General features: G+C 54.2%; 17 protein-coding genes. 13 read left to right on the forward strand and 4 right to left on the reverse strand.

The window, feature by feature from the left end; genetic code table 11:
- Positions 1–32 precede the first annotated feature (32 nt).
- From lolA to ACUW6V_RS06180, 4 genes are all read left to right on the forward strand, one after another.
- Entirely contained in the window at positions 33–647 is a 615-nt protein-coding gene (gene lolA / locus ACUW6V_RS06165) for an outer membrane lipoprotein chaperone LolA (RefSeq protein ID WP_004387365.1), read from the forward strand.
- A gap of 12 nt (positions 648–659) precedes the next feature.
- Positions 660–2003, forward strand: coding sequence for a replication-associated recombination protein RarA (gene rarA, locus ACUW6V_RS06170; RefSeq protein ID WP_014729217.1), 1344 nt, complete (start codon positions 660–662; stop codon positions 2001–2003).
- 96 nt (positions 2004–2099) lie between these two features.
- Positions 2100–3392: a serine--tRNA ligase gene (gene serS, locus ACUW6V_RS06175; RefSeq protein ID WP_007866459.1), complete on the forward strand. Its 1293-nt coding sequence runs from the start codon at positions 2100–2102 to the stop codon at positions 3390–3392.
- A 295-nt stretch (positions 3393–3687) separates the two neighbouring features.
- Entirely contained in the window at positions 3688–4836 is a 1149-nt protein-coding gene (locus ACUW6V_RS06180; protein WP_004387362.1) for an MFS transporter, read from the forward strand.
- A gap of 33 nt (positions 4837–4869) precedes the next feature.
- Here the strand turns inward: ACUW6V_RS06180 and pflA are convergent, their stop codons facing one another.
- From pflA to ycaO, 4 genes are all read right to left on the reverse strand, one after another.
- On the reverse strand, positions 4870–5610 hold the full coding sequence (gene pflA, locus ACUW6V_RS06185) for a pyruvate formate lyase 1-activating protein (RefSeq protein WP_007782507.1): 741 nt from the start codon (positions 5608–5610) through the stop codon (positions 4870–4872).
- Positions 5611–5805: 195 nt separating this feature from the next.
- A complete protein-coding gene (pflB, locus tag ACUW6V_RS06190; protein WP_004387360.1) occupies positions 5806–8088 on the reverse strand; it encodes a formate C-acetyltransferase in 2283 nt (760 codons plus the stop codon).
- A gap of 51 nt (positions 8089–8139) precedes the next feature.
- A complete protein-coding gene (focA, locus tag ACUW6V_RS06195) occupies positions 8140–8997 on the reverse strand; it encodes a formate transporter FocA (protein ID WP_004387359.1) in 858 nt (285 codons plus the stop codon).
- Positions 8998–9400: 403 nt separating this feature from the next.
- Positions 9401–11164, reverse strand: coding sequence for a 30S ribosomal protein S12 methylthiotransferase accessory factor YcaO (ycaO, locus tag ACUW6V_RS06200; RefSeq protein WP_012125216.1), 1764 nt, complete (start codon positions 11162–11164; stop codon positions 9401–9403).
- Between the two features lie 141 nt (positions 11165–11305).
- On the opposite strand from ycaO, the gene ACUW6V_RS06205 reads away from it, so the two are divergent.
- The 9 genes from ACUW6V_RS06205 to lpxK all read left to right on the forward strand — a co-directional run bounded on the left by ACUW6V_RS06205 (position 11306) and on the right by lpxK (position 22871).
- Complete coding sequence (locus tag ACUW6V_RS06205; protein ID WP_004387357.1) at positions 11306–11998, forward strand: DUF421 domain-containing protein; 693 nt, start codon at positions 11306–11308, stop codon at positions 11996–11998.
- Positions 11999–12160: 162 nt separating this feature from the next.
- Positions 12161–13246 carry a 3-phosphoserine/phosphohydroxythreonine transaminase gene (gene serC / locus ACUW6V_RS06210; RefSeq protein WP_007866472.1) on the forward strand — a complete coding sequence of 362 codons (1086 nt, stop codon included), beginning with the start codon at positions 12161–12163 and terminating at the stop codon, positions 13244–13246.
- 68 nt (positions 13247–13314) lie between these two features.
- Positions 13315–14601 carry a 3-phosphoshikimate 1-carboxyvinyltransferase gene (gene aroA, locus ACUW6V_RS06215; protein WP_012125215.1) on the forward strand — a complete coding sequence of 429 codons (1287 nt, stop codon included), beginning with the start codon at positions 13315–13317 and terminating at the stop codon, positions 14599–14601.
- A gap of 177 nt (positions 14602–14778) precedes the next feature.
- Positions 14779–15465, forward strand: coding sequence for a (d)CMP kinase (gene cmk / locus ACUW6V_RS06220; RefSeq protein WP_014729209.1), 687 nt, complete (start codon positions 14779–14781; stop codon positions 15463–15465).
- A gap of 111 nt (positions 15466–15576) precedes the next feature.
- Positions 15577–17250 carry a 30S ribosomal protein S1 gene (rpsA, locus tag ACUW6V_RS06225; RefSeq protein WP_004387354.1) on the forward strand — a complete coding sequence of 558 codons (1674 nt, stop codon included), beginning with the start codon at positions 15577–15579 and terminating at the stop codon, positions 17248–17250.
- Positions 17251–17364: 114 nt separating this feature from the next.
- A complete protein-coding gene (gene ihfB / locus ACUW6V_RS06230) occupies positions 17365–17649 on the forward strand; it encodes an integration host factor subunit beta (protein ID WP_004387353.1) in 285 nt (94 codons plus the stop codon).
- A 204-nt stretch (positions 17650–17853) separates the two neighbouring features.
- Positions 17854–20112 (forward strand): ComEC family protein, encoded by a 2259-nt coding sequence (locus ACUW6V_RS06235; protein WP_454038132.1) that lies wholly within the window; start codon positions 17854–17856, stop codon positions 20110–20112.
- Positions 20113–20148: 36 nt separating this feature from the next.
- Entirely contained in the window at positions 20149–21897 is a 1749-nt protein-coding gene (msbA, locus tag ACUW6V_RS06240) for a lipid A ABC transporter ATP-binding protein/permease MsbA (protein ID WP_004387352.1), read from the forward strand.
- Positions 21894–22871 carry a tetraacyldisaccharide 4'-kinase gene (gene lpxK, locus ACUW6V_RS06245; protein ID WP_063264829.1) on the forward strand — a complete coding sequence of 326 codons (978 nt, stop codon included), beginning with the start codon at positions 21894–21896 and terminating at the stop codon, positions 22869–22871. Before msbA ends, lpxK begins: the two co-directional genes overlap by 4 nt.
- Positions 22872–22892 lie beyond the last annotated feature (21 nt).

A 22892-nucleotide genomic window follows, 5' to 3' on the forward strand; every position in this document is an offset into this window, starting at 1 on the left:
TACTGGGGTCGGTCGTATTCTGAGGGATAATAATGAAAAAAATCGCCGTTACCTGTGCTTTGCTTTCTGCGTTTGCCGTATCGTCCGTGTGGGCGGATGCCGCAGGCGATTTGAAAAGCCGCCTTGATAAAGTCAGCAGCTTCCACGCCAGCTTCACCCAGAAAGTAACCGATGGCAGCGGTGCCGCCGTTCAGGAAGGCCAGGGCGATCTGTGGGTCAAACGTCCGAATCTTTTCAACTGGCATATGACGCAGCCGGATGAAAGCGTGCTGATCTCCGATGGCAAGACGCTGTGGTTCTATAACCCGTTTGTTGAACAGGCGAGCGCGACCTGGCTGAAAGACGCGACCAGCAATACGCCTTTTATGCTGATTGCGCGTAACCAGAGCAGTGACTGGCAGCAGTACAACATTAAGCAAAACGGCGATGATTTTGTGCTGACGCCAAAATCAGCCAGCGGCAACCTGAAGCAGTTCACCATTAACGTGAGCCGCGACGGCACCATCAATCAATTCAGCGCCGTCGAACAGGACGACCAGCGCAGCAGCTATCAGCTGAAATCTCAGCAGAATGGCGCTGTGGATATGAGCAAATTTACCTTTACGCCGCCGCAGGGCGTAACGGTGGATGACCAGCGTAATAAGTAAGCCGAGGTCCGGGTGGGCAATCTTTCGCTCGATTTTTCCGATAACACCTTTCAGCCACTGGCCGCGCGTATGCGGCCAGAAAATCTGGCGCAGTACATCGGGCAGCAGCATCTGCTGGCGCCCGGTAAGCCACTCCCCCGCGCCATCGAAGCCGGGCATCTCCACTCGATGATCCTTTGGGGGCCGCCTGGCACCGGTAAAACGACACTGGCCGAAGTGATTGGTCGCTACGCGAACGCTGATGTGGAGCGTATTTCGGCGGTGACATCCGGCGTGAAAGAGATCCGTGAGGCTATCGAGCGCGCCCGCCAGAACCGCAACGCGGGCCGCCGCACGATTTTGTTCGTTGACGAGGTGCATCGGTTTAACAAAAGCCAGCAGGACGCTTTCCTGCCGCATATCGAAGACGGCACCATTACGTTTATTGGCGCGACAACGGAAAACCCGTCGTTTGAGTTGAATTCCGCGCTGCTTTCACGCGCGCGTGTCTATCTCCTGAAATCGCTGACGGTGGAGGACATCGAACAGGTATTGACCCAGGCGATGACCGACCGTGAGCGCGGCTACGGCGGACAGGATATCGTCTTACCGGATGAAACCCGCCTCGCGATTGCCGAGCTGGTCAACGGTGACGCGCGCCGCGCGCTAAATACGCTGGAAATGATGGCCGATATGGCACCCACCGACGACAACGGCAAACGGGTGCTCAGGCCCGAACTGCTGACGGAAATCGCCGGTGAGCGCAGCGCTCGCTTTGATAATAAAGGCGACCGTTTTTACGATCTGATCTCCGCGCTGCATAAATCAGTGCGCGGCTCAGCGCCCGATGCAGCACTCTACTGGTATGCGCGTATTATCAGCGCGGGCGGCGATCCGCTGTATGTCGCGCGGCGCTGTCTGGCCATCGCCTCTGAAGATGTCGGTAACGCCGATCCGCGCGCCATGCAGGTGGCGATTTCCGCGTGGGACTGCTTTACGCGCGTCGGTCCTGCAGAAGGCGAAAGGGCGATTGCGCAGGCGATTGTCTATCTTGCCTGCGCGCCGAAGAGCAACGCGGTTTATACCGCTTTCAAGGCGGCGCTGAAAGATGCCCGTGAGCGCCCGGATTACGATGTGCCGGAACATCTGCGTAACGCCCCGACGAAGCTTATGAAAGAGATGGGCTACGGGCAGGAGTATCGTTATGCGCATGATGAGCCCAACGCCTATGCCGCTGGCGAAGACTATTTCCCCGCCGAAATGGCACAAACGCGCTACTATCATCCCACCAACAGAGGTCTTGAAGGCAAGATTGGCGAAAAGCTAGCCTGGCTTGCTGAGCAGGATCAGAAAAGCCCCACAAAACGCTACCGCTAACGCGATCGTTGCGGTAAGGTTAATCGTTGAATATCAGTGCGACCGCAGGCTGCGGTCGCCTTTCCCTTTTCTTTTTTCGATAAGCACAGGATAAGCATGCTCGATCCCAATCTGCTGCGTACCGAGCCAGACGCAGTCGCAGAAAAACTGGCACGCCGGGGCTTTAAGCTGGATGTAGATAAGCTGGTCGCTCTTGAAGAGCGTCGTAAAGTTCTGCAGGTAAAAACTGAAAATCTGCAGGCTGAACGTAACTCGCGATCGAAATCCATCGGCCAGGCGAAAGCGCGTGGGGAGGATATTGAGCCGCTTCGTCTGGAAGTGAACAAACTCGGCGAAGAGCTTGATGCGGCGAAAAATGAGCTGGATGCGCTGCTTGCGGAAATCCGCGATATCGCGCTGACCCTGCCTAACCTGCCGGATGATGAAGTGCCGCTGGGTAAAGATGACAGCGAAAACGTAGAAGTGAGCCGTTGGGGCACGCCGCGTAAATTCGATTTCGAAATCCGCGATCACGTGACGCTGGGTGAAACGCTGGGCGGTCTGGATTTTGCGAGCGCCGTGAAGCTGACTGGCTCACGTTTTGTGGTTATGAAAGGGCAGATTGCCCGCCTGCACCGCGCGCTGTCGCAGTTTATGCTGGATCTGCATACCGAAGAGCATGGCTATAGCGAAAACTATGTGCCGTATCTGGTGAACCACGACACGCTCTACGGTACGGGTCAGTTGCCGAAATTCGCAGGCGATCTGTTCCACACGCGTCCGCTGGAAGAAGAAGCCGACAGTAGCAACTATGCGCTGATCCCGACCGCAGAAGTGCCGCTGACGAACCTCGTGCGCGATGAGATCATCGACGAAGAGTCGCTGCCGATCAAAATGACCGCGCATACGCCGTGCTTCCGCTCTGAAGCGGGTTCTTACGGCCGCGATACCCGTGGTCTTATTCGTATGCACCAGTTCGATAAAGTGGAAATGGTGCAGGTTGTACGTCCGGAAGATTCCATGCAGGCGCTGGAAGAAATGACCGGCCACGCGGAGAAAGTGCTGCAACTGCTCGGTCTTCCGTACCGTAAAGTGCTGCTGTGCTCTGGCGATATGGGCTTCGGCGCGCGTAAAACCTATGACCTGGAAGTCTGGCTTCCGGCGCAGGATACGTACCGCGAAATCTCTTCCTGCTCCAATATGTGGGATTTCCAGGCGCGTCGCATGCAGGCACGCTGCCGCAGCAAGTCTGATAAAAAGACCCGCCTGGTTCACACCCTGAACGGTTCTGGTCTGGCGGTTGGACGTACGCTGGTCGCTGTGCTGGAGAACTATCAGCAGGCGGATGGCCGCATCGAAATTCCTGAAGTGCTGCGTCCGTATATGAAAGGTCTTGAATTCATCGGCTAAGGTGAATCGCCCATTCTTTTAAAAGCGCCTGCGGGCGCTTTTTTCATTTTTAGACCCGCCTCTTTTATAAGAATTATTGATAAATTTTTTCATCGATATCCCCCCGGCATTATTCAGCTAACTTATTATTTTTAATGAATTATGCCAGACGAAAATCATCAGTACCGTAACGGATAAATGAACACTGTTCATCGACAGCCTGTTTCGACCATTAAAGGCGATTTCTGGCAGATTGACTTTGGCGTTGCTGGTGGCATGATGCGCACGAATTCTTACCTTCCTCACGGTTTTATCCATGTCTATCTATACCCGGCCAGTGCTGCTTTTGCTCTGTGGCCTGCTGCTGTTGACCCTTGCGATAGCGGTGTTAAATACGCTCGTACCGCTGTGGCTGGCCCATGACAATTTGCCGACCTGGCAGGTTGGTATGGTCGGCTCGTCTTATTTTACCGGCAACCTGCTGGGCACGCTGATCACCGGCGCGCTTATCAAGCGCTATGGATTTAACCGCAGCTACTATCTCGCCTCGCTGATTTTTGCTGCTGGCTGTGCCGGGCTCGGTATGACGCTCGGTTTCTGGAGCTGGCTTGCGTGGCGTTTTATCGCGGGTGTCGGCTGCGCGATGATTTGGGTGGTCGTGGAAAGCGCGCTGATGTGCAGCGGCACGGCACGTAATCGCGGGCGTCTGCTGGCGGCGTATATGATGGTTTATTATCTGGGCACGGTCGCCGGACAACTGATGGTCAGCAAGCTGCCGACCGACCTGATGAGCGTCCTGCCGTGGGTCACTGGCATGGTGATGGCGGCCATTCTGCCACTGCTCTTTACCCGTATCGTGAACAGCAGCAGCGAACATCAGGAAAAAACGCACGTCTGGCCAATGTTTAAGCTGCGTCAGGCGCGTCTCGGCGTTAACGGCTGCATTATCTCCGGTATTGTGCTGGGCTCGCTGTATGGTCTGATGCCGCTGTACCTTAACCATCAGGGCGTGAGCGACTCCGGGATTGGCTTCTGGATGGCGGTGATGGTGAGCGCCGGGATTATAGGCCAGTGGCCTATCGGTAAACTGGCTGACCGTTTCGGGCGTCTGCTGGTGTTGCGTGTGCAGGTATTTGTCGTGATTGTGGGCTGCATGGCGATGCTGGCACAGGCTGCGATGGCACCAGCGCTGTTTGTTCTTGGTGCCGCCGGTTTTACGCTTTACCCGGTTGCGATGGCCTGGGCGTGTGAAAAGGTTGAGCATCACCAACTGGTGGCGATGAATCAGGCGCTGCTGCTGAGCTATACCATCGGCAGTCTGTTAGGGCCGACTTTTACCGCCATGCTGATGCAGAGCTATTCAGACAGCTTACTGTTTGTGATGATTGCCAGCGTATCGTTTGTTTATCTGATGATGCTGATGCGCAAAGCCGGGCATCATCCTACGCCGGTGGCACACGCCTGATAACAAAACGCCCGCATGATGCGGGCGTTGTTTTTAGTACATCACTTTGTGGCCGTACTGCTCAAGAATCCCTTTGACGCGCTCCATCGTTTCCTTTTTCGGTGGTTTCACGCCGTCAAGCTTATACTCTTCGCCCATCGCCACCCATTTATGCTTACCCAGCTCGTGGTAGGGCAGCAGTTCGATTTTCTCGACGTTGCCCATATCGCGGGTAAATTCGCCCAGGCGATGTGCGGAATCATCATCATCAGACCAGCCAGGAACGACGACATAGCGGATCCAGGTTTTGATGCCTTTGGCTGAAATATATTTGGCGAACTCCAGCGTGCGGTGATTAGAGACGCCGACCAGATTCTGGTGGATTTCATCGTTCATCTGCTTGAGATCGAGCATCACCAGATCGGTCACTTCCAGCAGTTCATCGATAACCGGATCGTAGCGACGTACGAAACCGTTGGTATCAAGACAGGTATGAATGCCTTCTTTCTTACAGGCGCGGAACCAGTCGCGGACGAATTCCGCCTGCAGTATCGCCTCGCCGCCGGATGCCGTGACGCCGCCACCGGACGCGTTCATGAAATGCCGGTAGGTCACCACCTCTTTCATCAGTTCTTCAACCGTTATCTCTTTGCCGCCGTGTGTGTCCCAGGTGTCGCGGTTGTGGCAATAGAGGCAACGCATCAGGCAGCCCTGAAAGAAGGTGATAAAGCGGATCCCTGGTCCGTCAACGGTGCCACAGGATTCGTAGGAGTGAATGCGACCAGTAACTGACATTGCGGTGTTATCTCCAGTTCAGGCCCGATGCAACAGGGCCGGGTGAGCGCGGTCTGTGCCGCGTCGAGTCTTTTTTGCGAGATAACTGAAGTATAGTCAGTCGCCTTGCAGAAAAGGCTCATACCGGGGTGGGTTATAAGAAAGGCCCCACAAACGTGGAGCCTTCATTTTACGCATTTTCAGCCAGAGCGGGTATTACATTGTCTGAGTGAAAGTACGGGTGATGACGTCCTGCTGCTGTTCTTTCGTCAGCGAGTTGAAACGCACCGCGTAACCAGACACACGAATGGTCAGCTGCGGGTATTTCTCAGGATGCTCCATCGCATCCAGCAGCATTTCGCGGTTCATGACGTTCACGTTCAGGTGCTGACCGCCTTCGATAGACGCTTCATGATGGAAGTAACCGTCCATCAGGCCCGCCAGGTTGGTTTTGCGCACTTCGTCGTCTTTACCCAGCGCGTTCGGCACGATAGAGAAGGTATAAGAGATACCATCTTTCGCATAGGCGAACGGCAGTTTAGCAACCGAGGTCAGAGAAGCGACAGCGCCTTTCTGGTCACGGCCGTGCATCGGGTTAGCACCTGGGCCGAACGGTGCGCCAGCGCGGCGGCCATCCGGGGTGTTACCGGTTTTCTTACCATAAACCACGTTAGAGGTAATGGTCAGCACGGACTGGGTCGGGATTGCGTTGCGGTAGGTTTTCAGTTTCTGAATTTTCTTCATGAAACGTTCAACCAGGTCAACCGCCAGGTCATCCACGCGAGCGTCGTTGTTACCGAACTGCGGGTATTCGCCTTCGATTTCGAAGTCGATAGCCAGACCGTCTTCATCGCGAATCGGTTTAACTTTCGCGTATTTGATGGCAGACAGGGAGTCAGCCGCAACAGACAGACCTGCGATACCACACGCCATAGTGCGGATAACGTCGCGATCGTGCAGCGCCATCAGCGAAGCTTCGTAGCTGTATTTGTCATGCATGTAGTGGATGATGTTCAGGGCGGTGACGTACTGTTTCGCCAGCCAGTCCATGAAGTGATCCATACGTTCCATGACTTCGTCGAAGTTCAGCAGATCGCCTTTGATCGGTTCAGATTTCGGGCCTACCTGCATTTTCAGTTTTTCATCAACGCCGCCGTTGATAGCGTACAGCATGGTTTTCGCGAGGTTAGCGCGAGCACCGAAGAACTGCATTTGCTTACCAACCACCATCGGGCTTACGCAGCATGCGATAGCGTAGTCGTCGTTGTTGAAGTCCGGACGCATCAGGTCATCGTTCTCGTACTGCAGAGAAGAGGTGTCGATGGAAACTTTCGCCGCGAATTTTTTGAAGTTCAGCGGCAGTTTTTCGGACCACAGAATCGTGATGTTAGGCTCCGGAGACGGCCCCATGGTGTAGAGAGTGTTCAGGAAACGGAAGCTGTTTTTGGTTACCAGCGTACGGCCGTCAACGCCCATACCACCAACGGATTCGGTCGCCCAGATCGGGTCGCCGGAGAACAGCTCATCATATTCCGGTGTACGCAGGAAGCGCACCATACGCAGTTTCATCACCAGGTGGTCGATCAGTTCCTGGGCTTCCTGCTCGGTGAGTTTGCCTGCTTTCAGGTCGCGTTCGATGTACACGTCAAGGAAGGTGGAGACGCGGCCAAAGGACATTGCGGCACCGTTCTGGGATTTCACCGCAGCCAGGTAGCCGAAGTAAGTCCACTGTACGGCTTCCTGAGCGTTGGTCGCCGGACCGGAGATATCACAGCCATATTTCGCTGCCATCTCTTTGATCTGACCCAGCGCGCGATGCTGTTCAGCAATTTCTTCACGCAGACGGATAGTCGCTTCCAGGTTTACGCCGTTTTCGAGGTCCTGCTGCAGAGAGACAAACTGTGCATATTTGTCTTTCATCAGGAAGTCGATACCGTACAGCGCAACGCGGCGGTAGTCACCAATGATACGGCCACGGCCGTAAGCATCCGGCAGACCGGTCAGCACGCCGGATTTACGGCAGTTCAGGATGTCTTTGGTGTAAACGTCGAATACGCCCTGGTTGTGGGTTTTACGGTATTCGGTGAAGATTTTTTTCAGTTGCGGATCCAGCTCGCGGTTATACGCTTTGCAGGAACCTTCAACCATTTTGATGCCGCCAAATGGGATAATGGCGCGTTTCAGCGGAGCTTCAGTCTGCAGACCAACAATTTTCTCAAGAGACTTGTTAATATAGCCTGCGTCATGCGAAGTGATGGTGGACGCCACGGAAGTGTCGAAGTCTACTGGCGCATGAGTGCGGTTTTCCAGTTTGACGCCTTCCATAACTTTGTCCCACAGGGTAGTGGTGGCTTCAGTTGCGCCAGCCAGGAAGGACTCGTCACCCTCGTATGGCGTGTAGTTTTTCTGGATAAAGTCGCGGACGTTGACTTCATTCTGCCAGTCGCCTTTCGCAAAACCTTCCCAGGCTGTGGCTAACTTTTCATTAAGCTCGGACATGTAACACCTACCTTCTTAAGTGGATTTTTTATTTACTGCCTGGAACAACTATCAGCGATGGTCATCGCCACGCAGGTAAATGACCCAGTACGTCAATCCGACAAGCAACCCTCCACCGATAATATTACCAATCGTTACCGGTATCAGGTTATCGACGATGAAATTCATCACGGTCAGATGAGAAAATTGGTCTGGCGAAGCGTGGATCGCGCTCCAGAACTCCGGGCTGCCAAAGTGACGAATCACTATCCCCATCGGGATCATAAACATGTTGGCGATGCTATGTTCGAATCCGCTGGCCACAAACATGCCGACCGGCAGAATCATAATAAAGGCCTTATCAATCAGGCTGCGTCCTGAATAACTCATCCAGACGGCCAGACAGACCATCAGGTTAGCCAGGATGCCAAGGCAAACTGCCTCAATAAACGTGTGTTCAACTTTATGCGACGCCGTTTGCAGGACATTAAGCCCCCAGCCGCCGTTGGCGGTCATATACTCGCCAGAAAGCCACATCAGTAAGACAAAGAGCAGGGCGCCAATCAGGTTGCCGATATAAACATTGACCCAGTTGCGCGTCAGCTGACCCCAGGTGATACGCCCGCTGGCTTTAGCGACCACAATCAGCACCGTTGAAGTAAAAAGATCGGCGCCGCAAATGACGCAAAGAATCAGACCGAGTGAGAAACAGATACCGCCAATCAGTTTGGTAATGCCAAAAGGCATCGCGGCAGCGCCGGTGGTGGCGGTGATATAGAAAACAAACGCAATGGAAATAAATACGCCAGCCGTAATTGCCAGATAAAACGTCTTTAACGGATGTTTCGTGGCTTTATAAACGCCCGCTTCCTCGGCAACTTTCGCCATCGCAGCAGGGAGTAAGGAGTCAAAAGGGTTGTCAGCTTTCACACTAACTCTCTCTTTATTTATTCGGCGAGTTGATACTAACAAAGCATGATGCAGTAAAAGTTGATATGGATCATATCTCGCCAGGTTTGCAGGACTGAAAGGCGTCTGTTTTTTACGCAATTTCAGCTTAACTTTATGATTATCCAATAAAAAATAAATTTTAAATATTATTAAAAGTGTTGAAAAAAAGCGGTTTGCCTCTCCTCATAAAGTGTTAATCATTATGAATTATTGGCTAAAAAAGGTAACAATCAAGCCGGGCGGATATATTTAATATTCACCAGTAATTAACTTGATATTTACATTCAAACTTTTAACCAGACAAATAAAAACGGGGCCGTAAACGTGCCCCGTCATATTTGCTAAACATAAGTGTGAAGCAGGTCAATTGATATGCGTTATATCAATTTCCTTGCCAAAACCTGGCTTTAGCCCGTTGAAGTTTTTCATAGGCAGCCAGCAGCGACTGATGCGCCGGGAAAGCTTTCAGATCGCCGTCGACGGGCTGCAGGCCATAGAAGGGCGCTTCGCCGCTGATAGCCGCGCTCGCGGCTTCCACCGCATCTGCGCCATACATACGAACGAAGGCATTCAGGTACTGTAGCGGCTCGCGTTCCTCTTCCTGCGCCAGCAGCAGAAGCGTCTGCAGGCAACGATAATAATTGGCGCGCCCGGCGCTGAATACCGATGCGTTAAATTCCATGGTCCACTCGGTCCAGATCAGCGCCTGATCCAGATCGCCGCCAGCCAGCGCCAGCATCGCTTTCAGCTCGCCGATGCGCAGGGTATACCAGCCGTTGTCTTTACCCGTTGCCAGGCCCAGCAGTTCGCGCACGCGAGTGAAGTCGTCATGGCCTTCTTCGTCCAGTTGAGCGATCAGGTTCAGATAATCTTCTTTCTCCCACTCGCTGCCCGGCAGCGCCAGCAGCGTTTCGCGCAGATGGCTACCCATATTGTTATTCGCGAGCAGCAGATCTTCTGCCGGATAGATGTCAGACATGCCCGGCACAATGATACGGCAGGCGTAAACGCCCAGATGCTCGTAATCGGCGATGTAGACTTCTTTATCTTCAGCCTTAAAAATCGCCATCAGGGTAGCGAACTCTTCTTCCGTCGTACCGGCGAAGCTCCAGTCTACAAACGGATAATCCGCGTCCTGCTTGAACATATCCCAGGAGATAAGACCGCTGGAGTCGATGAAGTGCGTCTCAAGGTTCGCATGTTCGGCCACTTCTTCATCATCGAACGTCGGTGGCGTAAACACGTCGAGATCTTTCAGGCCGCGGCCCTGCAGCAGCTCGGTGACGGTACGCTCCAGCGCCACACCGAAATCGGGATGCGCGCCGAAGGAGGCAAAGCAGGTGCCGTTGGCCGGGTTAAACAGTACAACGCAGATAACCGGATATTTTCCGCCGAGAGAGCCGTCGTAAGCGAAAATCGGAAAGCCTTCCGCTTCAAGTGTATTGATAGCTTCGACCACGCCAGGATAGCGCGCCAGCACCTCCTGCGGGATCTCCGGCAGGCTGATGCTTTCGGCAATAATGCGATTCTTGATATGACGCTCAAACACTTCAGACAGCCCCTGAACACGGGCTTCGTTGCGGGTATTGCCCGCGGACATGCCATTGGATACATACAGGTTGCCGACGATGTTCATCGGAATGTAAACGGTCTGTTCATCTGACTGGCGGGTGAACGGCAGGGCGCAGATGCCGCGCTCTTCATTACCAGACTGCAGGTCAACCAGCATACTGGCGGTCAGTTCGTTCTCCGGATCGTAAAACGCGCGCAGGCGGGCATCAAGAATGCCTTCCGGCAGTTCATCGCTTTGCGGGATCGGAAACCATTTTTCGTTCGGATAGTGCACGAACGGGCCGTTTGCGATCGTATCGCCCAGCCAGAAATCGGCGAAGAAATAGTTGGTGGACAGACGCTCAAAGTATTCGCCCAGCGCGGAAGCCAGCGCAGCTTTTTTGGTAGCACCTTTACCGTTGGTAAAGCACAGCGCGCACTCTTTGTCGCGAATATGCACAGACCAGACGTTCGGCACCGGGTTTAGCCAGGAGGCTTCTTCGATGTTAAAGCCCAGATCGGTGAGTTTCTGCTGGAAGCGAGCGATGGAGTCTTCCAGAGCGGCATCTTTGCCGGGGATGAAGGTTTGAGTCATGGGATCCACTTTTATCGTACGCAAAGCGCGCAATGATACGGATTTTAGCCCTTCTGCGCCATCGTCCCGCCCGATGCGGCAAAAATAAATCTTACGACTATCCTTAATCAAGATAACTCCCTGTTATGGCGTAAGAAAAATATGAAAGCTTTCGATTTGCAACGGATGGCGCTTGACAAGTTTCCATTAGAATTTCTGGGTGAAGTCGCGCTGCGCAGCCTTTACACCTTTATCCTGGTGTTTCTGTTTCTCAAAATTACCGGGCGACGTGGCGTACGTCAGATGTCGCTCTTTGAAGTACTAATCATTCTGACGCTCGGATCAGCGGCGGGGGACGTGGCGTTTTATGACGACGTGCCGCTGCTGCCCGTGCTGGTAGTGTTTGTTACGCTCGGCGTGCTCTATCGTCTGGTGATGTGGCTGATGTCCTGTAGCGAAAAGCTTGAGGATCTACTGGAGGGCAAACCGCGCATCATTATTGAAGACGGCGAGCTGGCCTGGGAAAAGCTCAACCGGGAGAACATGACCGAATTTGAGTTTTTTATGGAGCTGCGTACCAAAGGCGTGGAGCATCTGGGGCAGGTGCGACTCGCTATCCTTGAGGCTAATGGTCAAATCAGCGTTTATTACTATCCCGACAAACTGGTACGACCGGGACTGTCGATTCTGCCGGAGTATTGCAGCGAGCGTTTTGAACATATCCCTGAAACCGGCGATTACGCCTGTATCCGCTGTAGCGAAGTGGTGACGTTTGATGCCGGTGTGAAACCGTCCTGTCCGCGCTGCAAAAACCATATATGGGTGAAGGCAAGCACCGCGACCCGCGTAACCTGACAGCAAATTCCACCGTCAGCGGGCGCTGTGCTGGCGGATTGTGTTGTGTGATTTGGCGCACATTCCCCCTGGCGCCAGGATTAGCCGTTGCAGCCCTGTCAACGGAATGATAAAACCGATAGCCACAGGAAAAACTTATTGCTTTTAGCGTGGTGAGGGGAAATGGCTCAGGTCTACAATTTTAGTTCTGGCCCGGCGATGCTGCCGGCGGATGTGTTACGAGTGGCTCAGGAAGAGTTGCGTGACTGGCAGGGGTTAGGCACCTCTGTGATGGAAATCAGCCACCGCAGCAAAGAGTTTATTCAGGTGGCGGAACAGGCGGAACAGGATTTTCGCGATCTGCTGGAGATCCCCTCAAATTACAAAGTGTTATTCTGCCACGGCGGCGGACGCGGGCAATTCTCCGCGCTTCCGCTGAATCTGCTCGGCAACAAAACGACTGCCGATTATGTTGATGGCGGCTACTGGGCGGCAAGCGCGGTTAAAGAAGCCAAAAAATACCTGACGCCGAATGTGATTGACGCGAAAATCACCGTTGATGGCAAACGCGCCATTAAGCCGATGAGCGAATGGCAGCTCTCGGCGGATGCCGCTTACGTCCACTACTGCCCGAATGAAACCATCGACGGCATCGCGATTAACGATACGCCTGATTTTGGCGACGCTATCGTTACCGCCGATTTCTCCTCCACCATTCTTTCTCATCCGATTGATGTCAGCCGTTACGGCGTCATCTACGCGGGCGCGCAGAAAAACATTGGCCCGGCGGGCCTGACGCTGGTCATTGTGCGTGAGGATCTGCTTGGCAAGGCGCATGTCTCTTGCCCGTCGGTGCTGGATTACAGCGTGCTGAGCGAAAACGACTCCATGTTCAACACGCCGCCGACGTTTGCCTGGTATCTCGCGGGCCTGGTGTTTAAATGGCTCAAAACCAACGGCGGCGTGGCGGCGATGGACAAGATCAACCAGCAAAAAGCCGATCTGCTCTACGGCGTGATTGATAACAGTGATTTCTATCGCAACGATGTTGCAACGGCTAACCGTTCACGCATGAACGTACCGTTCCAGCTCGCCGACAGCAGTCTGGATAAGCTGTTCCTTGAAGAGTCCTTTGCTGCGGGCCTGCACGCGCTGAAAGGCCACCGCGTGGTCGGCGGCATGCGTGCCTCTATTTATAACGCGATGCCGCTCGAAGGGGTAAAAGCCCTGACCGACTTCATGGTGGATTTCGAACGCCGTCACGGTTAATCCTTCCGTTATGATTCGCCCCGCGGCTGGCCGCGGGGTTTTTATTCTGTTTTATTGAGACTTTTTCCATGCAGGAATCCCTGACCTTACAACCCATCGCGCGTGTGGATGGCACCATTAATCTTCCTGGCTCCAAGAGCGTTTCCAACCGGGCGCTGCTGCTCGCCGCACTGGCAAAAGGCACTACGACGCTCACCAACCTCCTGGATAGCGACGACGTGCGCCATATGCTGAACGCGCTCAACGCGCTTGGCGTTCATTATTCGCTTTCAGACGATCGCACCCGCTGTGAAATTCAGGGGCAGGGCGGGCCGTTCAATACGCTCGTGGAGCTGGAACTGTTTTTAGGTAACGCCGGAACCGCAATGCGTCCGCTGGCAGCGGCGCTGTGCCTTGGCACTAATAATGTGGTGCTGACTGGCGAGCCGCGCATGAAAGAGCGCCCGATTGGACATCTGGTCGACGCGCTGCGTCAGGGCGGCGCAGATGTCACGTATCTGGAGCAGGAAAACTATCCGCCGCTGCATCTGAAAGGCGGATTCACCGGTGGCAACGTAACCGTTGACGGCAGCGTTTCAAGCCAGTTCCTGACCGCGCTGTTAATGGCCGCTCCGCTGGCACCGGGCAACACCGCTATCGACATTAAAGGCGAGCTGGTATCAAAGCCCTACATTGATATCACGCTGCACCTGATGAAAACCTTTGGGGTTGAGGTGGAAAACCAAAACTACCAGCGTTTTGTCATTCAGGGCGGCCAGCAGTACCAGTCGCCAGGACATTATCTGGTAGAAGGCGATGCGTCTTCCGCGTCTTATTTCCTCGCGGCGGCAGCCATTAAAGGCGGCACTGTCAAAGTCACCGGTATTGGGCGCAATAGTGTGCAGGGCGATATTCGCTTTGCTGACGTGCTGGAAAAAATGGGCGCACACATCACCTGGGGCGACGATTTCATCAGCTGCACCCGCGGTGAGCTGAACGCGATTGATATGGATATGAACCATATTCCCGACGCGGCGATGACCATCGCCACTACCGCGTTGTTTGCTAAAGGCACCACCACGCTTCGTAATATCTATAACTGGCGTGTGAAGGAAACAGACCGCCTGGCGGCGATGGCCACCGAGCTGCGCAAAGTCGGCGCTACGGTTGAAGAGGGGCATGACTTCATTACCGTTACGCCGCCTGCGCAGTTACAGTTTGCGGATATCGGCACCTATAACGATCATCGCATGGCGATGTGTTTCTCGCTGGTGGCGCTTTCCGACACGCCGGTTACGATTCTCGACCCGAAATGCACCGCGAAAACCTTCCCGAATTATTTCGCGCAGCTCGCGCGTATCAGCCACTCTGCTTAAATACGTAGTTTTTCCGGAACGGCAGCGCGCCGTTCCGGGCATCTGCGCCCACTTCTTCTACACTCAGCCACAATGGCGGCGATATTTTGCCGGAAAGATAACAGTCTGCGGTGATGAAGCGTATAATGCGCCGCGTTCACGTTGCAGGCCTGCCATTTGTTATTGAAGGAGAAAAAGATGACGGCATCCGTCCCGGTAATCACAATCGATGGCCCAAGCGGCGCAGGGAAAGGCACGCTCTGTAAAGCGATGGCTGAAACCCTGCAATGGCATTTGCTGGATTCCGGCGCCATCTATCGGGTTCTCGCGCTGGCCGCCCTGCATCATCATGTTGATGTCGCTTCCGAAGAAGCGCTCGTTCCGCTGGCTGCGCACCTGGATGTGCGCTTCGTCGCGCAGCAGGGCGAACTGGAAGTCATTCTGGAAGGTGAAGACGTCAGTGCCGAGATTCGCACGCAGGAGGTGGCCAACGCCGCCTCGCAGATTGCCGCGTTCCCGCGTGTGCGCGAAGCACTGCTGCGCCGTCAGCGCGCATTTCGTGAAGCACCTGGCCTGATTGCCGACGGGCGTGACATGGGAACGGTGGTTTTCCCTGATGCGCCTGTGAAAATTTTCCTTGACGCTTCCTCCGAGGAACGTGCTCATCGCCGTATGCTACAGTTGCAGGAAAAGGGCTTTAGTGTTAACTTTGAACGCCTTTTGGCCGAGATAAAAGAGCGCGATGACCGCGATCGTAACCGGCCAGTAGCGCCGTTAGTGCCCGCGCAAGATGCTCTGGTGCTGGATTCCACCAGCCTTAGCATTGAAGAAGTTATCGAAAAGGCGCTTGAATACGCCCGTGAAAAACTGGCGCTCGCGAAGTAACGCGACCGAATTTGCAGTACCCCCGTTGCAATGGAGTGACAGCGGGTATGTGAAACAACCCCACCCAGCATGATGCCAGGTGGACGTTAATTTAAAACCTGAAGATTAAACATGACTGAATCTTTTGCTCAACTCTTTGAAGAATCCCTGAAAGAAATCGAAACCCGCCCGGGTTCTATCGTTCGTGGCGTTGTTGTTGCTATCGACAAAGACGTAGTACTGGTTGACGCCGGTCTGAAATCTGAGTCCGCCATTCCGGCAGAGCAGTTCAAAAACGCCCAGGGCGAAATTGAAATCCAGGTTGGTGACGAAGTTGACGTTGCTCTGGATGCAGTAGAAGACGGTTTCGGTGAAACCCTGCTGTCTCGTGAGAAAGCTAAACGTCACGAAGCGTGGCTGATGCTGGAAAAAGCTTACGAAGAAGCTGCAACCGTTACTGGTGTTATCAATGGCAAAGTCAAGGGCGGCTTCACTGTTGAGCTGAACGGTATTCGTGCGTTCCTGCCGGGTTCCCTGGTAGACGTGCGTCCGGTTCGTGACACCCTGCACCTCGAAGGCAAAGAGCTTGAATTCAAAGTAATCAAGCTGGATCAGAAGCGCAACAACGTTGTTGTTTCTCGTCGTGCCGTTATCGAATCTGAAAACAGCGCAGAGCGCGATCAGCTGCTGGAAAACCTGCAGGAAGGCATGGAAGTTAAAGGTATCGTTAAGAACCTCACTGACTACGGTGCATTCGTTGATCTGGGCGGCGTAGACGGCCTGCTGCACATCACTGATATGGCCTGGAAACGCGTTAAGCATCCGAGCGAAATCGTGAACGTTGGCGACGAAATCACTGTTAAAGTGCTGAAGTTCGACCGCGAGCGTACCCGTGTCTCCCTGGGCCTGAAACAGCTGGGCGAAGATCCGTGGGTTGCTATCGCTAAACGTTACCCGGAAGGCACCCGCCTGACTGGTCGCGTAACCAACCTGACCGACTACGGCTGCTTCGTTGAAATCGAAGAAGGCGTTGAAGGCCTGGTACACGTTTCCGAAATGGACTGGACCAACAAAAACATCCACCCGTCCAAAGTCGTTAACGTTGGTGACGTGGTAGAAGTGATGGTTCTGGATATCGACGAAGAACGTCGTCGTATCTCCCTGGGCCTGAAACAGTGCAAAGCCAACCCGTGGCAGCAGTTCGCTGAGACCCACAACAAAGGCGATCGCGTTGAAGGTAAAATCAAGTCTATCACTGACTTCGGTATCTTCATCGGCCTGGACGGCGGCATCGACGGTCTGGTTCACCTGTCTGACATCTCCTGGAACGTGGCTGGCGAAGAAGCCGTTCGCGAGTACAAAAAAGGCGACGAAATCGCTGCCGTTGTACTGCAGGTTGACGCAGAGCGTGAGCGTATCTCTCTGGGCGTTAAACAGCTCGCAGAAGATCCGTTCAACAACTACGTTGCACTGAACAAGAAAGGTGCAATCGTTACTGGTAAAGTAACCGCAGTTGACGCGAAAGGTGCTACAGTTGAATTAGCAGACGGCGTTGAAGGTTACCTGCGCGCTTCTGAAGCTTCCCGTGACCGCGTAGAAGACGCGACTCTGGTTCTGAGCGTTGGTGACGACGTTGAAGCTAAATTCACTGGCGTTGATCGTAAGAACCGCGTTGTGAGCCTGTCTGTTCGTGCGAAAGACGAAGCTGACGAGAAAGATGCAATCGCTTCTGTTAACAACAAACAGGAAGAAGGCAACTTCTCTAACGCAATGGCTGAAGCATTCAAAGCAGCTAAAGGCGAGTAATTGCCTTGACAGATTACAGGTTCCGGCCTGTAATCAGACACTAAGGGCGGCTTTGGCCGCCCTTGTTCGATGATAGCTGTAAGACAATTTTCCTGAATGGAAACCGGAGGAAACATGACCAAGTCAGAATTAATCGAAAGACTTGCAAGCCAGCACTCCCATATCCCGGCGAAAGCGGTGGAAGATGCGGTTAAAGAGATGCTGGAACATATGGCCTCTACCCTTGCCCAGGGCGAGCGTATTGAAATCCGGGGTTTCGGCAGTTTCTCCTTACACTATCGCGCACCACGCACCGGGCGTAACCCCAAAACAGGTGATAAAGTCGAGCTGGAAGGTAAATACGTTCCGCACTTTAAACCGGGCAAAGAACTACGCGACCGCGCCAATATTTACGGTTAAGGTTTATCGCTTAACCTAGCAGAAAACGGTACTTACGGGTGCCGTTTTTTGTGCCCGTCACATGACTTTGCGAGCTTTCTCGACGCATTGCCTGCAACATCTGCAATACCATAAATTTTTCTCTGCACATCTCGTAAATCCGCCAGTTACAGCCTGACAACACTCCTTTTAGGCCGCACACTCCGGGGCAACAAGGAGGAGTCTGTGATCTCACTGCCCGCGTTGAGCCTGTGCGTTATGGCTGGTCTGTCGCCACTGCTGTTCTTACCTTCGCTACCGACTGTCGCGCAGATAGCCGTCATCACAATTGCATCGACGTTAATGCTGTTTTTGCGACATTCCGCTGTGCGGTTTCTGGCGCTGACGCTGCTTTTCTTTTGTTGGGGGCTGCTCGCTGCCCGACAGGTTACGCTGCCATATGATTTGTTAACGACAAAAACGCACCAGGTTGAAGCCGTTATTACCGGGACTGATGGCGCGACGGAACATCATATTAAAATTTACCGGGCAGACGGCAAGCGGTGGTTTCCTGCGCCTGGCGTGGTACTGCGAGACAGCTATTTACCGAAAAAGGCCTGCGCCGGTCAGCGCTGGTTGATGACGTTGCGCCTGCGGCCAGTTCACGGGCAGCTCAACGAGGGCGGTTTTGACAGCCAGCGTTATGCCTTGTCGCAACATTTACCGATGACAGGGCGTGTTGTATCTGCGCAACTCCTTGAAGATAGCTGCAGCTTTCGGGCTCGTTATCTGGCTTCTTTCAGTCACCATATGGCGGCTTTTAACTGGCAGCCAGTGATACTGGCGCTCGGTTTCGGCGAACGCATGGCATTGACGGATGATGTCAAACGCTTGCTTCATGAAACCGGCACCGCGCATTTGATGGCTATCTCAGGGTTGCACATCGGCTTTGCGGGGACGCTTGGATGGGCGCTGGCGCGCTTACTGCAACTATTACTGCCTGCGCGTCGTTTAGGCTACCGGTTTCCTTTGCTGGCGATGCTTATTGCGGCGGCGCTCTATACCTGGCTTAGCGGGAGTAATCCGCCTGCCATCAGAACGCTTATCGCTCTGTCCGTGTGGTGCGCGCTGCGGCTTTGCGGCAGGCAATGGACGCCCTGGCAGGTATGGATGTGCTGCGTCGCGGCCATCCTGTTTTTTGATCCTGTGTCGATATTATCGGAAAGCCTCTGGCTCTCGGCCTTTGCCGTGGCAGCGCTGATTTTCTGGTATCAGTGGGTGCCGCTGCGCGCGGAAGGGAAATGGCGACCGTTAAAAAGCTTGCTGCATCTGCAATGTGGTATGACGCTCCTTCTGCTGCCACTTCAGTTGCTGTTGTTCCACGGACTCAGCCTGACATCGCTACTGGCAAATCTAATTGCGGTGCCGGGCATTACTTTCGTCGTTGTTCCACTGGTGCTGTTGAGCATGGTGCTGGATCTGGCGCATCTGGCATGGCTGGAACATTACGCGGGTTTGCTGGCCGATAGATCGCTCGCGTTGCTTTTCTGGCTGTTGCGAGAGCTTCCCCCCGGATGGCTAAGCCTTGACCAGCGCTATCAGTGGATAACACTCGCCCCGTGGCTGATTATCATTGCGTTGAGAGTGGGCTGGCACCGCATTTCGCCCGCCACGTGTGGTATCTCACTGGGGCTGTTGACATGGTCCTTCTGGCAAAAAACGGCAGATGATGTCTGGCGGCTGCACATGCTGGATATCGGACATGGGCTTGCCATCGTCATTGAGCGCCACGGCAGAGCGATACTCTATGACAGCGGCAACGCCTGGCCGGGCGGCGACAGCGCGCAGCAAATCATTATTCCCTGGCTACGGTGGCATCATCTCAAGCCTGAGGGCGTCATCATCAGCCATGAGCATCTGGATCACCGTGGCGGACTGGAGAGCCTTACCAGTACGTGGCCGACGATGTGGATACGCAGTTCGCTCCACTGGGCTGGTCATATCCCCTGTGCCAAAGGCGCGCACTGGCGCTGGCAGGGGCTGGTGTTTACGGTTCACTGGCCTCCTGAAGGGTATCAGGAGCGAGGCAATAACCGCTCCTGTGTCGTTAAAGTGGATGACGGCGAGCACAGCATCCTGCTAACAGGCGATATTGAAGCTTCCGCAGAGTTGGCTATGCTCAAAAACCAGTGGCAACCGTTGCAGGCGGATATTCTTCAGGTGCCTCACCACGGCAGCCGTACTTCATCGACGCCTACGCTGTTATCGGTAGTTAATGGCAAAGCGGCGCTGGCGTCGGCATCACGATATAACGCCTGGCGGTTACCTTCAGCAAAAGTGGTGAAACGCTATCAGCAGCACCGTTATCAGTGGTTTGATACGGCACATGCCGGGCAGCTTTCAGTCTCTTTTTCATCAGGGCAATGGAAAATCGAGGGGTTAAGAGAACAGATTTCACCCCGCTGGTATCATGAGTGGTTTGGCTCACCTGCTGAATACAGGTAGAATATGCGGCTATTTCAACGAAAGCTGGTTTTTTGAATGCATAACGATAAAGATCTCTCCACGTGGCAGACCTTCCGCCGACTCTGGCCGGTGATAGCGCCCTTTAAAACGGGTCTGATTGTGGCTGGGGTAGCGTTAATACTCAACGCAGCCAGCGATACCTATATGCTATCGCTACTTAAACCATTACTGGATGATGGTTTCGGTAAAACCGATCGCTCAGTGCTGCTATGGATGCCACTGGTGGTCATTGGGCTGATGATCCTGCGCGGTATCACCAGCTATGTTTCCAGTTATTGCATCTCCTGGGTTTCCGGGAAAGTCGTCATGACGATGCGCCGCCGTTTGTTTAATCATATGATGGGCATGCCTGTCTCTTTCTTTGATAAACAATCTACCGGTACCTTGCTCTCCCGTATCACCTACGATTCTGAGCAGGTGGCGTCTTCTTCATCCAGCGCGCTGATTACCGTCGTGCGTGAAGGGGCGTCAATCATTGGTCTGTTCATCATGATGTTCTACTACAGCTGGCAGCTTTCGCTGATCCTTATCGTACTGGCACCGATTGTGTCACTGGCGATTCGTGTCGTGTCGAAACGCTTTCGCAGCATCAGTAAAAACATGCAGAACACCATGGGGCAGGTGACGACCAGCGCGGAGCAAATGCTTAAAGGCCATAAAGAAGTACTGATTTTCGGTGGCCAGCAGGTTGAAGGCGAGCGTTTTGCTAAGGTCAGCAACAAGATGCGTCTGCAGGGCATGAAAATGGTCTCGGCCTCGTCAATTTCTGACCCGATTATTCAGCTGATAGCGTCCCTGGCGCTGGCGTTTGTGCTCTATGCGGCAAGCTTCCCGAGCGTCATGGAAACCCTGACGGCAGGTACCATCACCGTTGTGTTCTCCTCCATGATTGCCCTGATGCGCCCGCTGAAATCGCTGACTAACGTGAACGCTCAGTTCCAGCGCGGGATGGCAGCCTGTCAGACGCTGTTCGCTATTCTCGACAGCGAACAGGAAAAAGACGAAGGCACGCGTGTCATCGAACGTGCGCAGGGGAATCTCGAATTCCGCAATGTCACCTTTACCTACCCGGGACGTGAAATTCCGGCACTGCGTGATATCAACCTGTCTATCCCTGCCGGGAAGACGGTCGCGCTGGTGGGGCGTTCAGGCTCTGGTAAATCGACACTCGCAAGCCTCATCACGCGTTTTTATGACATCGACAGCGGCGAAATCCTGATGGATGGCCACGACCTGCGCGACTACACGCTATCGTCTTTGCGTAATCAGGTTGCGCTGGTATCGCAGAACGTACATCTCTTTAATGACACCATCGCGAATAACATTGCTTACGCGCGCACCGATGTTTACAGCCGTGAAGCCATTGAGAATGCCGCCCGTATGGCTTATGCGATGGATTTCATCAATAAGATGGATAACGGTCTGGATACGGTCATCGGCGAAAACGGCGTTCTGCTTTCCGGTGGTCAGCGTCAGCGTATCGCGATTGCCCGCGCGCTGCTGCGAGACAGCCCGATCCTTATCCTCGATGAAGCGACGTCTGCGCTGGATACCGAATCAGAACGTGCTATTCAGGCCGCGCTGGATGAACTGCAAAAGAACCGCACCTCGTTGGTTATCGCGCATCGTCTTTCAACTATCGAGCAGGCGGATGAAATCGTGGTTATCGAAGACGGACGCATTGTCGAGCGAGGCAATCATACCGAGCTTCTGGAACAGCATGGCGTTTATGCGCAGCTTCATAAAATGCAGTTCGGGCAATGATTGAACGCATCTGGTCTGGCCGTTCGCTGTTATGGGTACTCCTGCTGCCGCTCTCCTGGCTGTATGGCCTCATTAGCGGCGCTATTCGCCTGAGCTATCAGCTGGGCTTACGTAAGGCCTGGCGCGCGCCGGTGCCGGTGGTCGTGGTGGGGAATCTTACCGCAGGCGGCAACGGTAAAACGCCGGTCGTGGTCTGGCTGGTCGAGCAACTGCAGCAGCGAGGTATACGCGCAGGCGTAGTGTCGCGCGGTTACGGCGGGAAGGCTGCGCATTATCCGTTAGTGCTTAGCGCAGCTACCACGCCTGCGCAAGCAGGCGACGAGCCGGTGCTTATCTACCAGCGCACCGGCGCGCCCGTGGCGGTATCCGCCAATCGCGCGCAAGCGGTGCAGGCGCTTATCGATAACGCCGGGCCGCAAATCATCATTACCGATGATGGTCTTCAACACTATGCACTGGCGCGCGATAAAGAAATCGTGGTGGTTGATGGCGTGCGCCGTTTCGGCAATGGCTGGTGGCTTCCGGCAGGCCCGATGCGTGAGCGCGCATCCAGGCTTAAGCAGGTGGATGCGGTCATTACCAATGGTGGAGAAGCACGTCCCGGCGAAATCGCCATGCAGCTTGAACCCGGGCTCGCGGTTAATTTACGCAGCGGTGAAAGGCGTCCGGTCAATACGCTGGAAAATGTGGTGGCGATGGCAGGCATCGGTCATCCACCGCGCTTTTTCGCCACGCTTGAAAAATGCGGTCTGACACCTGTTAAAACCGTGAGCCTCGCTGACCATCAGGCGCTGCGCGAAACCGACGTGCTGGCGTTGCTCAGCGAAGGCCAGAGCCTGCTGATGACTGAAAAAGACGCGGTGAAATGTCGCGCCTTCGCCCATGATAACTGGTGGTATCTGCCAGTCGACGCGACGCTTGCGCAGCCGCAAGCCGATCAATTACTGAAGGACATTCTCACGCTGGTGCGTTAAGCAGGGGCGCCAGCCATAGCG

This window comes from Cronobacter sp. 153480017-3 (assembly GCF_053627815.1).

Coding starts and splice junctions, on each gene's coding strand:
- lolA (WP_004387365.1), top strand. CDS start 33: ATGAAAAAAATCGCCGTTACCTGTGCTTTGCTTTCTGCGTTTGCCGTA.
- serS (WP_007866459.1), top strand. CDS start 2,100: ATGCTCGATCCCAATCTGCTGCGTACCGAGCCAGACGCAGTCGCAGAA.
- ACUW6V_RS06180 (WP_004387362.1), top strand. CDS start 3,688: ATGTCTATCTATACCCGGCCAGTGCTGCTTTTGCTCTGTGGCCTGCTG.
- pflA (WP_007782507.1), bottom strand. CDS start 5,610: ATGTCAGTTACTGGTCGCATTCACTCCTACGAATCCTGTGGCACCGTT.
- pflB (WP_004387360.1), bottom strand. CDS start 8,088: ATGTCCGAGCTTAATGAAAAGTTAGCCACAGCCTGGGAAGGTTTTGCG.
- ycaO (WP_012125216.1), bottom strand. CDS start 11,164: ATGACTCAAACCTTCATCCCCGGCAAAGATGCCGCTCTGGAAGACTCC.
- ACUW6V_RS06205 (WP_004387357.1), top strand. CDS start 11,306: ATGAAAGCTTTCGATTTGCAACGGATGGCGCTTGACAAGTTTCCATTA.
- serC (WP_007866472.1), top strand. CDS start 12,161: ATGGCTCAGGTCTACAATTTTAGTTCTGGCCCGGCGATGCTGCCGGCG.
- aroA (WP_012125215.1), top strand. CDS start 13,315: ATGCAGGAATCCCTGACCTTACAACCCATCGCGCGTGTGGATGGCACC.
- cmk (WP_014729209.1), top strand. CDS start 14,779: ATGACGGCATCCGTCCCGGTAATCACAATCGATGGCCCAAGCGGCGCA.
- rpsA (WP_004387354.1), top strand. CDS start 15,577: ATGACTGAATCTTTTGCTCAACTCTTTGAAGAATCCCTGAAAGAAATC.
- ihfB (WP_004387353.1), top strand. CDS start 17,365: ATGACCAAGTCAGAATTAATCGAAAGACTTGCAAGCCAGCACTCCCAT.
- msbA (WP_004387352.1), top strand. CDS start 20,149: ATGCATAACGATAAAGATCTCTCCACGTGGCAGACCTTCCGCCGACTC.
- lpxK (WP_063264829.1), top strand. CDS start 21,894: ATGATTGAACGCATCTGGTCTGGCCGTTCGCTGTTATGGGTACTCCTG.